The organism is Shinella sp. OV683 (genome assembly GCF_057787725.1).
Map to the genome: position 1 here is coordinate 4,230,787 of NZ_CM173543.1, position 10,616 is coordinate 4,241,402.

Genomic DNA, 10,616 nt, shown 5'->3' on the forward strand with positions numbered 1-10,616 from the left:
CCCTCTCATTCAAAGGGAGGATTCGGGGGATGGACGCTTCTACGGTTACTTTGAACGAGTACCAGGCTGCGGCGCTGACGACTGACAAAACCCGAGGAAAGGCGGCTGGATTGGGGTTGCCTATCCTCGGACTGTTTGGTGAGACAGGCAGCCTGTTGAGCGAGGTGAAGAAAAAGCAAAGAGACGCCAGCGCTTACGACTCCTATGAGGGCGGCGTCTTGGAGGAATTCGGCGATGCACTCTGGTACCTCGCCATCATCGCCGCTCAGGCCGAGATCCCATTTGAGGATCTAGCATCGGATTTTCGACACGTGCCCGATGGGGCCATCACGTTTGAGCAGTTGCAACCCCAACGAAGCCTTAGACTTCCATTTCCAACCTCGGAAGTGTCCCGTACCCTTCTAAAGCTCGCAAACGCCGTTGGAAATCTGTCCGACGAACATGGTGCAGCTGTCTCCAAAACGGATAAGCCTTTGCTTGTCAGCAAATTGACGGTCATCTTCCGCAATCTTGTCGATGCAGCAACCGAGGCAGGCGTCATACTGAGCGAGGCGGCGGTTCGCAATATCCACAAGGCACAGGACAAATGGCCGGTCGAACGGACATGGCCGGCATTGTTCGACACAGAGTACCATCCGGAAGAGCAGCTGCCACGCCAACTTCAGGTTGAGATCTTCGAACGAGTGAGCGGCGAGAAAGCCTATGTTTACCAGCGCTGCAACGGCGTGAATATCGGTGACCGGTTGACCGACAACAACATCGTCGAAGATTTCTATCGGTTTCATGACGCTTTTCACTACGCTTACGCCGCGGTCTTGGGGTGGTCACCGGTGACACGGGCGCTGTTGAAGGTGAAGCGGAAAAGCAAGACCAAAGTCGATGACGGCGAAGACGGTCTGCGCGCTATCATCGTGGAGGAAGGTGTCGCGGCCTATGTCTTTTCCAGGGCAAAGGAGCATAGTTTCTTCGTAGGTCGTGATGAGGTTGATTTTAACTTACTGAAGACGGTAAGGGGATTTGTCCAGGGTTTCGAGTCCGAATCTTGCCCCCTTTGGCTTTGGGAACAGGCAATTCTGACCGGGAACGCGGCTTATCGCTATCTCAAGGAACATCGTCGTGGACAGCTGGTTCTAGATCTGGACAAACGGAGCATGATCGTGCAGGAGCTTGCGCCATGAAAGCCGCTGCCTTTGTTGAAGAACTAGCCTCCTTCCGTTTCGAGAACGCGTTCAACCCCTATGCGGACGCGTGCCCGGACTTCGATACCGATGAATCCCCGGCGATACGACGTAAAAATCTCGAGACGGTTTTGGATGCGGCAATGATGAAGGGGGTACACTCCTTCTGGATCGCCCGCGATCTCGGCTACCGCGGCGGTCGTCGCACCGGACTAGCGCTTACCGACGAACTGCATTTGGATTGGCATGCCGCATTGCTTGGTACGGCCCCGCTGCATAGGGCAACCAAAGGGCCACCGGTTGCCGAACGAACGGCGTCGGTGGTCTGGGAGATGCTGAAATCGATCGAACAGCCGATCTTTCTGTGGAATGTCTTTCCTTTCCATCCGCATGCTGCCGGCGAACCAATGACCAATCGTTGTCATTCGAGAAGCGAGAGGCTCGCCTGCAAGCCGCTGCTCGAGGCCCTTATTGCCGCACTCAGACCCAAACATCTTGTCGCGATCGGCCGAGATGCACAGTCCGCTCTCGCTGATCTTGATTTGGATGCAACAGCCGTAAGACATCCGAGTTACGGCGGCCAAAACGAATTCATCGATACCTTAGAGACGTTCTATAGCGTTCGGCGGAGGCCCCCTGCTCAGACGCAACTGCATCTCCTTTAGTTACGCTGCTTCCTTCAAGCTTCCTGTCGTCCGCGCCTCATCAAGAAGTTCGTTCAGATATTCGCGGCTGGAGGGCGAGTCCACCACGGCGTGAGTCGAGACGATCGTTAGGCTTCCGACGCTGACCTTCACCTCATCGGCGACGAATTTCATGAGTCGGCCGAGGCCGATGAGATTGCCCAGGAGGCGTTCGATGTAATAGTGGTTGCGATAAACCGCCGTCAGCAGAAGCCTGCGATCTGGTCCGTCTGTGAGCTTGAAGCTCAGGAAACTCAAGCACTGCCGGTTCATCAGAGGACCCGCATCCCTGATCGGATCGTAAATCGTGATCTCGTAGACATTGCGAAAGCACTTTCCGGAGGCGACCTGGTCGCGCATTTTCGTAACCATGTCGTCCAGGGGATTGATGGACTTGCCCTTCTTTTCGAGCGGAAATGTGATCATCCGATCGAAGTACCGTCCCCAGTCGCCCTTCTTGATGCGCGGCAGAACTCTCGTCCGATAGACATCATAAAAGGCGGGCGCCTTATACCGCGCGTACAAGGCCCGCGGAAAAATCGTGTTGGCGACCGTTTCGACGGGATACCGGTCGTGATCTCGCAGATATTGATCGACGAGAGCGATCACTTCGCGATCGGCATCGCTTATAGCAAGCGGATCAGCAACGTCAACGATGACATTTTGCGCGTCATGGGCGCCGTTTGCGGTATTGACGGCGGTAACCGCGGCGAGCCAGGCAGACGCACAGCTAGGCTGCGTTTTGATGGGCAGATACACTGACTTCCTCCTTCAGCACCGCGATGCGGCGCAACCTCTGTAATATGTAATTTTCGGTGATCCATGCATGGCCGTTGATACCCCAGGACGGCCCCCAGGAGTTGCGGACAAGGAGCGCTCTTTGCCCTCCGAAGTCCCCCGCGCCAACCGCGATCACGGCATGACGCGTGACATCTTTCTCTCCGGTATAGCCGGCCACAATGCCGTCTTTTGGATCATAGAATGCTTCGCCCATGTGCAGCACGATCACCGTCGGCAAGCCGTTGATCAGGTTATCAACGATTTCGTCGAACGATCCAGGACCCCGCGCGGAGTTCCGGAAGAATTTTGTCGTGATCACCGGAGGTCCCCAGTGGCTAAGATCGACTGGCAAAACCGCAGAATAAGGCCACAGCGTTTCAGGCGGCTGGCCGTCATCGCGGAGTGCTTCAAGGATATGCAACAGCAGCGCACCTTCCGTTGGTGGAAGACCTGCACGTCGCTGCGCATGATAGAAAACAAACTCGGCTGAAAGTGGATCCCAACCGGCGCGCACCGCAGCATGACAGTCGCTGACCGCGAATGCCAGGCATGTCGGACGAAGCCCCTGATCACGCACGTCCCCAAACATGCTGCGAAGATCATGGGTAAGGAGAGGCTTGGACACTACGCGGCCTCCAGTCTAAAACGACGTTCAGCGCGCGACCAGCCAGCAACTTCGGGACCGTGAAGATCGACGTCAAGTGTATAATCGTTGACGACGCTGCCGGGCTGCCAAGGCCGCGCTTCGGTCATCCTGATCGTGCCCTGCTGCTGCCTCACAGATTGTGCGACGATGCGCCTGACGACTGGGCCGCCAGCGGCCTCCGCGTCGGTATTTTCACGGACATCTTCTCGGACCGTAAATGCATCCGAGCTCAGTTCCTCTACACGCCAAAGGTAGCCAGCTCCCGCATTCTCCTTCAGGCGCACCACAAAGAGATCGTCCGGACCGCCGTGGAGAACCTCGCCTCTGTCCGCTTCACCCAGTTCCCAGACATCGCCGTAGTAGGCCGCCGGCTCCACATCGCCGAGTGTAGCCTTCTTGATCTTTTTCGGCTCTATGTCGGCAAGCTGCTTCGCCTGGAGGCGGCTGATCATATTATAGCGTGCGAGCGTCCAACACGTCGCTGAATAACTCGTGCCCGCCCGCAGCGACAGCTGATAGACAATTCGGGGATCGGGAAGATACTGTTTAGTCCAGCCATGCCGTTTACAATGAAAAAGCGCCAGCCATTGAGGCAGGAGAAATGACGCCGCAAACGCGTCAGCTTCCACTTCTTGAAGGCTAGCGTCCTTTGAGGCTGCAAAGGGACTACGCCGCAGGATCGAATCGTCGTCGAGGCTCGGCCTGTGATTGAGATAGAAATGTCCAAGTTCATGGGCGGCGGTGAACCGCTGGACGCTCAGTGGACGTTTTGTGGTCACAAGCACGCCCGGGGCCGGCTCGCTCATAAAAGCACCCAGCAACCCGTCTAGCGGACGAAAGATCAGCGGCAGGTTGAGGCGAGCCATAATCCCGAAAACGTCGATCTGGCCGTTTAAAGTCCCATTCGCCCGCTCGATCCTGTCTCGTATTGCCAGATCGTTGTGCAGACGGCCAGCCGCCGTCATGGCTTTCCGAATGGCGTTTTCGATAGCGGTCATCCTATTCTTCCTCGATGGACGAGCGGCTCTTCAGAAAATCCGCAAATCGGCTGAGTTCCTGAAGGTCGTTGGAAGATAGCTTGGATGCAGTGCGTGCCAGATGGTGCACCGGACCCGAAATTTCCGACGGGTCGGCATCACCCGTGAAGTAGCTCACTGGACGGCGATAGAGTGCGGCCAGTTTTCGAAGTTCGATGACATCAACTTTTCGCTGTCCAGTTTCGATATTGGAGAGCGCGCTTCGTGGAATCGTAAGGCGGCTGGCGACCTCGTCCTGGCTGAGCCCAACATACTCCCGAGATTGCCGCAGCTTGTCGGCGATTGCAAGGCGTTCTGCCTCATCCGACTTTCCATCGGCGGGACTTTTCATGCGTCCGCCCCTTCGAAATGCTTCTCCCAAAGCTTGGCCATACGAGCGGTTACATCATCGACAGCCTCCTGGATGGATTCATAACCCCCAGGACGTACGGCGCCTTGGCCTACCTCGAACCCCACGACCTCATCGAGGACGCATAGAATTTCGACGACGGTGTGAGAATCGATGTGGATCGACTTGACGATCAGTTCCTTCTGAGACTTCGGAAGCAGGACGCCTTCGAACTCAGCCAGGTCTTTGACCGACTTTATGATTTCAGCGAGCAGCGTTTCCAGGACTTGATCCACGGGGAACGGCGGCGATTTGACTTTCGTACTCGAATTGATCGGCAAGAGTCGGCCCTCCAACGGCGTCGTATGCAGACATATAACATATTCGTCCGATTTTCCAACATAAAATGTCGGAAAATCGGACATCACTTATCGAGTGCTCTTTCGATCAGATTGAGTATGGCGGAAACGGCTGCCTCTGGGGTCTCCATATTCGAGACGATTTCGACCGGGTAGTGAGAACGCTCGGAATGCGCGAGATCTCGGTAAGCGTCGCGCAATCTGAGCCAACTTCTGATTTCGACATCCCGATCAATTGGTTGGTCGCGGTCCAGGAGGACGGCAAGCGATGGCTGGAACCTGTTCCATACTAGCCGTTCAGCTTCGACAAGCGTGTTCAGACCAGCTTGATGAACGCCGGCGGCGGCCCCGTAGACGAGCGTTGACCACCAGAAGCGATCAAATAGCACATTAGTGCCTGATCGCAACGCCGGCACGATCAACCGCTCGATCGCATCAAGATGCGCTGCGATATGAAGCGCCTGCTTCGACAATTCGGTCATTGTCGAAATCCCGAATGCCTCGGGATCATGGTGGATACGATAGACGACCGCCCCGAGAGTGCCTTCCGCTTTTCCGGGGAAACTCAGGAACTCGAAGCTGTCGGGCCGTCGCGACAAGGCAACCTTCAGCTGATCGATCGTCGTCGTCTTGCCAACTCCGTCCGGCCCCTCGACAAAAAACAACTTTCCTGACATTCGAACCTCCAATGCAACCCATGCAACTGATAACGCAGACTTCCCAAGAAAGGAAGTGTTCTAAGGGCGATTGGAGGCCTGCGAGTATCCTGAAGTTTAGGACAAAAGAAGGTGGGAGTTGTTGATTTCAGGCTCAAGTTGATCCGCATTTTCACATGGTAATGATTCGCTTTGCTTTACTTAACGATATTCAGTCCGCACCGGGATACTTGGTAGCCATCGGTGCATGAGTTCGCTTAAAAGCTATCGAAACGAGACCGCAACAATGGGTCAGGAGCCGTCTTATGCCCACCAGTGGAGCGTCGTAGTCGTAGCTACTACCAGGTCCGAGCGTCAATGGTTCAAAGCCTCGCGCTTGGAGCTCCGTTATGAACTGATCGACAAACCTTGATTGAGCCGACAGGTGGGGGCTTGGTCTACTGATAAAAACGGGCACTTTCATGATGTTCTCTCACCGGTCTTTTTGGGCTTACTGGCGCAGATCATAGGACAAGTAACTCCCTATTGATATCGCGCTACAGCTATCTTGCTCGGGGAAATGACAGCTTATATCGTTACCTCGATTGCTCACTAGTTATTCTCGTAGTATTTTTCAAGATCGGCTTATAAGGGAGGGGGACATGCGTGCATTGTTGGCCATACTGGCATCGCTATTACTTCTGTTCTGCTTTGCGTCCTCCCCACGTGCATGTGAGTTTAATTGTCGTGATTGGATAGCAGCTCAGGGACCAGGTGACACAAGTACCTGGTTTGAGAGCCAAGGCCTGTCCGTCTCCCCGAAGGAAGTTCAGGTGGGGCGAATTTTCACAACAACCACAGAGATTTGGCTGCACAATGCACCGGCTCGCTTCGACAAAACAATCTCACTTCGGAAAGGCTCGCTTGTTCTGGTCAGGGAGGTGACGAGTGAACCGGCGGCGCCTTATGGAACTCAGCTATGGGTGCGTTTCGTGCTTACTGATCCGGAGTCAGACGTTTCGAAACAATCGCCCATATTAACCGAGCCAGTTTTTCATAGCGGTCCGTGCGACTCCCTGCACATGTGCAACTTCTGGGTTGCAGCACATCCACTCGACGTATCGAAGTCCTACTTTCGCCGGGCCCAGACTGACGTCGATGCGGCAGAAATCGCAGTTGGCGACGAGCTTGAAACATCAGCGCTGCTAAATGTGCGAGGTGATCCCTCAACAGATCGAGCCCCGTTGTTCAAATTGACGAAGGGTACACGCGTTAAAGTCGTGGAGACGGCAACCAGTCCGAATGGTTTGCGTTGGCTACGACTGGGCCACGAAAGTATCGCGAGCGCTCCTCAAGATGCGTTGCATTCCATTGACCTCGGGCTAGCAGAGGGCCCTTGCGCTATCTTGCCTGTGACAGACGCGGATCCGAATAAACAAACCACGGTTCAGGTCTTAGAACCACCTGTTTCGTCGATTCCGCCCTCTGCGTCAGACTTAGCGCGATTGTTGGATGGAAGAGAGATATTTTGCGATCAATATGGCCTAATTGTTCACAAAAATATGGATGGAACATTCAACGGCGGAGACACCGCAGCGCGGGAAGGCTGGTACTGGCTCGGCGTCTGGATCAGGCAGCATACCCCAGGTCTAGAACCTTGGAAGCCCCGTCGAAAGCTAAACTTCGACGACGTGTTGGCTCTTCTAGAGCCCAACAGAGATGGTGTCTTCTACCGCCATCCAAAGCAGCCCCCCTATAACAAGGGCTTTGACAAGGAATGGGGAACTTCGCGGGATCAGTTGGTTCCGCTCATTGCGGCAATGGGCGTTTGGGGCAAAACAGAGCATCTTCGGCGCCTGTGGGAAGCATTGCCGGAGGACATACAGGGGAAGCATGCGTTCAACGGCAACTGGAGGAATGCTCTTGGTCAAGATGGAGGGAATTGCACTGATATCAAGAAGCGCGATTGCAGCCTTAAAGAATGCGCTGCCGAGGTCGATATAGCGCCCTGTCCCGCAGAGCCCGACCAAACGTCCTGTTCCGCTGAGACGGATACCAGCGACTGTCACCGAGAACACTGTATCCTTAAGCGCCCGTGGGATGGCGGCTGTGTGCAAACTGTAGCGTATAATGATCCTGTTTGCGAAACAGAAAAAGCAACAGCTAACGCCACAAGCAAAGCTGCATGCGAAATTAAGAAGAAGACCGGAAATATCTCTGCGAAGGCCGCATGTGAGAGCAAAAAGGCGGCCACTAACGTCACGCAGAAGGCGAAATGCGAAGCCGTGAAAACCGCCGACAAAATTTTATGTGAGGCAGATAAGTCGTTTTCCTACGCCACATGTCTGGCAGGAAACATCTTCAATGGCGACTTGATTGGCCCCGCGACCGTCAACCTATTTTATCGGGCGCTTAATGTTGATCCGCTCGCGGTGGAGTTGTGTTGCGATCCGCTTCCCTTCTCGATAATTCCCTATCAGGGGGTTACAAGAGGTGGAATTGCAGGGGAACTAGAATTACTTACCAACACGCACTTAATTATTCAAATAGCTAACGATAATCATGATGACGTGGATAGAGATGTAAATCATATCGTCAATTTATTGATGGCAAAACTGCGGTATCCTAGCCTTATTAGCGACAACGCTACCCAGGAATATTTCTCTCAAAGAAGTAATTCCTACGGGTCATATCTCGGTGCTTATTACAAACGCTACGGCGACGATATGTCCGATTTCAACAATCGCTTGTTTGCTGGGATTGCTGCCGGTTGGAAGCCGGATGTGTCAGCACCGGTAGGAGCAGTAAGATGGTATCATCGGCCTAATACGGCGGAAGGCCATGCGAATCCTCAGCTGTTCACTCTCTACGCGGAGATAATCGAACGACTTTTACATTGAGGCTAGACGCACTAGTACGCCGAGAAATGTTCGCCATCGCGGTGAAACATCAAAGCAGGCCCAGTCGCCGCGAAGATCATGTCGGCGGGAATTACGTTCGTGAAGATACGGCACAACATCATTGCCGATGTACGGGGCAAAATAGAAAGCAACGGTAGACTCGGAGAGAGGGCAAAACACAGAAACTATTGAATAAAAACAATGCCATTTTGAAAAATTTTGAAACTAATGTTGGAACCGAGGCTTCGAGCGCCTGCGAAAGGAGTCCGGGTGCAAAATGTGACCTGAGACCCTGATCTTGCTCCAGAGTTTTGTCAGCTGTGATTAAGCATCGAAGTTTGACCCCGCTACAGGTGGCCGAACATCTTGTAAGACAACGGCAATTCCTGGGTGCAAAGGGGTCAACGTTCGACGCCTTTGGCAAGGTCAAATGCCGCGCCGAAACACACTCCGGCAAGGAACGAGGTCAATAAAATAAATTCACCAACGTGAATACCGCTCTCTTTGCTTGCAAATCCATCCAAAATTACTCGCGCGTAGATTACGATTTTCAATCGATATCGTTTGCAAATTTTACGAGAGTGAATTATCGTCTGCCACACCGCAAAGTTATATCGTCAGTATTGCATTCCGGCTTCCATTCCCCTCCCTCGTTGCTCCGGCACGTTACTTGGATTGGCCACTATGCATCCAGACAGCCAGTTTACGCACGCCGATAACGCAGCGATGATTTTTCAGGAGCTGAAGTTCCGCTCGCTGCACGTCAAGAACCGTCTCTTCCGATCGAATATTTCCGGGCAATTCGACGACTATAATGGCCATGGCGGCAGTGCCAGGATAAATTGGGAGGAGAAATTTGCGCGCGGAGGGATCGGCTGCATCATCTCCTCATTCACCCCGGTCTCCGTGCGCGGCCGCATCCTCGTGCGCTATGCCATGATCGATGCCGATGATAAAATCCCCTTCTGGCGAGAAGTCGGCCGCCGCGTCCATCAGTATGACTGTCGATTCATCATGCAGCTTAGCCATTCCGGGCGACAGCAGGATATGGGCGGCGTCGAAAACCTCTACAAAAAGGGCCTGAGCTCCACCAACAAGAGCGATTACTTCCACGGACTGCTTGCGCAGGCGATGACGAAGCCTGAGATTTCCGAGGTCGTGGAGCAGTTTGCCCAGGGTGCACGGCGGGCCAAAGAGGCCGGGCTCGATGGCGTGGAGTTGCACGGCGCCAACGGGTATCTGCTGACACAATTCCTGAGCTCCGGTATCAACGACCGCACGGACGAATATGGTGGGGCTTGGGAGGGCCGGGCACGCTTCGTGCTCGAAATCATCCGGGCGATACGCCGTGAGGTCGGCCAGGATTTTCACCTACAGATGAAGATCAATGGCGTCGACCACAACGACTGGCTCTACCCGTGGATCAAGAAGGGCAACACGCTCGACGAGACAATCAACATCTGTACGATGCTGCTCGATGGTGGCAAGGGCGTTGACTCTTTCCACATTTCGAGCGGCTCGACATTTCCGCATCCTCGCAACCCGCCGGGCGACCTGCCGCTGAACGATCTTCGTCGCTGGTATGACGGAATGCTCTCGCAGGGTACGCGCGCGCCTATGAATTATGCGATCTTCTCCAATCCCGTGCTGGGCAGCGCTTTCCAGGCGCTCTGGCGCTGGCGGAGGGGAAAGATCATTGAGGGCATCAACCTCGACTATGCGCGTGCGGTGTCTGAAGCGATCGCCAAGATCGATCCGGCAATCAAGGTGCTCTGTACCGGTGGCTTTCAACATGCCGACAAGATTGCCGACGCCATCCGCACAGGGGCCTGCGACGCGGTGAGCATGGCACGGACGCTGGTTGCCAACAATGACCTTCCGAAGATCCTGGCCTCGGCCAACAGGCCCGAGAAGGAATGTACCTACTGCAACAAATGTCTGCTTAACGACCTCGAAAACCCACTCGGCTGTTACGACATCAGCCGTTTTGACGGCACCGACTTCGAGGATCGCTACGACAAGATGATCAAGCAAGTCATGTCAGTTTTCGAACCTCCAACCTTCCATTGA

At 54.4% G+C, this 10,616-nt stretch carries 11 protein-coding genes; 4 read left to right on the forward strand and 7 right to left on the reverse strand.

The window, feature by feature from the left end; all coding sequences use genetic code 11:
• Positions 1 to 29 precede the first annotated feature (29 nt).
• On the forward strand, positions 30 to 1,178 hold the full coding sequence (locus ACXHRN_RS20505) for a pyrophosphatase (protein WP_488638148.1): 1,149 nt from the start codon (positions 30 to 32) through the stop codon (positions 1,176 to 1,178).
• Positions 1,175 to 1,843 carry a uracil-DNA glycosylase gene (locus tag ACXHRN_RS20510; protein ID WP_488638149.1) on the forward strand — a complete coding sequence of 223 codons (669 nt, stop codon included), beginning with the start codon at positions 1,175 to 1,177 and terminating at the stop codon, positions 1,841 to 1,843. Before ACXHRN_RS20505 ends, ACXHRN_RS20510 begins: the two co-directional genes overlap by 4 nt.
• Here the strand turns inward: ACXHRN_RS20510 and ACXHRN_RS20515 are convergent, their stop codons facing one another.
• The 6 genes from ACXHRN_RS20515 to ACXHRN_RS20540 all read right to left on the reverse strand — a co-directional run bounded on the left by ACXHRN_RS20515 (position 1,844) and on the right by ACXHRN_RS20540 (position 5,676).
• Positions 1,844 to 2,620, reverse strand: a complete 777-nt coding sequence (locus ACXHRN_RS20515; RefSeq protein ID WP_488638150.1) for a thymidylate synthase family protein — start codon at positions 2,618 to 2,620, stop codon at positions 1,844 to 1,846.
• Positions 2,592 to 3,266 carry a C1 family peptidase gene (locus ACXHRN_RS20520; RefSeq protein ID WP_488638151.1) on the reverse strand — a complete coding sequence of 225 codons (675 nt, stop codon included), beginning with the start codon at positions 3,264 to 3,266 and terminating at the stop codon, positions 2,592 to 2,594. Before ACXHRN_RS20520 ends, ACXHRN_RS20515 begins: the two co-directional genes overlap by 29 nt.
• Positions 3,266 to 4,285, reverse strand: coding sequence for a protease inhibitor I42 family protein (locus ACXHRN_RS20525; protein WP_488638152.1), 1,020 nt, complete (start codon positions 4,283 to 4,285; stop codon positions 3,266 to 3,268). Before ACXHRN_RS20525 ends, ACXHRN_RS20520 begins: the two co-directional genes overlap by 1 nt.
• A 1-nt stretch (position 4,286) precedes the next feature.
• Positions 4,287 to 4,655: a helix-turn-helix domain-containing protein gene (locus ACXHRN_RS20530; protein WP_488638153.1), complete on the reverse strand. Its 369-nt coding sequence runs from the start codon at positions 4,653 to 4,655 to the stop codon at positions 4,287 to 4,289.
• Positions 4,652 to 4,993 carry a hypothetical protein gene (locus ACXHRN_RS20535; protein ID WP_488638154.1) on the reverse strand — a complete coding sequence of 114 codons (342 nt, stop codon included), beginning with the start codon at positions 4,991 to 4,993 and terminating at the stop codon, positions 4,652 to 4,654. Before ACXHRN_RS20535 ends, ACXHRN_RS20530 begins: the two co-directional genes overlap by 4 nt.
• A gap of 83 nt (positions 4,994 to 5,076) precedes the next feature.
• Entirely contained in the window at positions 5,077 to 5,676 is a 600-nt protein-coding gene (locus tag ACXHRN_RS20540; protein WP_488638155.1) for a dTMP kinase, read from the reverse strand.
• Positions 5,677 to 6,308: 632 nt separating this feature from the next.
• Between ACXHRN_RS20540 and ACXHRN_RS20545 the strand changes: the two genes are divergently transcribed.
• Entirely contained in the window at positions 6,309 to 8,546 is a 2,238-nt protein-coding gene (locus ACXHRN_RS20545; RefSeq protein ID WP_488638156.1) for a hypothetical protein, read from the forward strand.
• Between the two features lie 401 nt (positions 8,547 to 8,947).
• On the opposite strand, the gene ACXHRN_RS20550 is transcribed toward ACXHRN_RS20545, so the two are convergent.
• Complete coding sequence (locus tag ACXHRN_RS20550) at positions 8,948 to 9,100, reverse strand: hypothetical protein (protein ID WP_488638157.1); 153 nt, start codon at positions 9,098 to 9,100, stop codon at positions 8,948 to 8,950.
• Positions 9,101 to 9,230: 130 nt separating this feature from the next.
• On the opposite strand from ACXHRN_RS20550, the gene ACXHRN_RS20555 reads away from it, so the two are divergent.
• Positions 9,231 to 10,616, forward strand: coding sequence for an NADH:flavin oxidoreductase (locus ACXHRN_RS20555; RefSeq protein ID WP_488638158.1), 1,386 nt, complete (start codon positions 9,231 to 9,233; stop codon positions 10,614 to 10,616).

What these genes read in the sequence shown, in the direction of transcription:
- ACXHRN_RS20545 (WP_488638156.1), top strand. Translation starts at nt 6,309, where the DNA reads ATGCGTGCATTGTTGGCCATACTGGCATCGCTATTACTTCTGTTCTGC.
- ACXHRN_RS20510 (WP_488638149.1), top strand. Translation starts at nt 1,175, where the DNA reads ATGAAAGCCGCTGCCTTTGTTGAAGAACTAGCCTCCTTCCGTTTCGAG.
- ACXHRN_RS20555 (WP_488638158.1), top strand. Translation starts at nt 9,231, where the DNA reads ATGCATCCAGACAGCCAGTTTACGCACGCCGATAACGCAGCGATGATT.
- ACXHRN_RS20530 (WP_488638153.1), bottom strand. Translation starts at nt 4,655, where the DNA reads ATGAAAAGTCCCGCCGATGGAAAGTCGGATGAGGCAGAACGCCTTGCA.
- ACXHRN_RS20505 (WP_488638148.1), top strand. Translation starts at nt 30, where the DNA reads ATGGACGCTTCTACGGTTACTTTGAACGAGTACCAGGCTGCGGCGCTG.
- ACXHRN_RS20525 (WP_488638152.1), bottom strand. Translation starts at nt 4,285, where the DNA reads ATGACCGCTATCGAAAACGCCATTCGGAAAGCCATGACGGCGGCTGGC.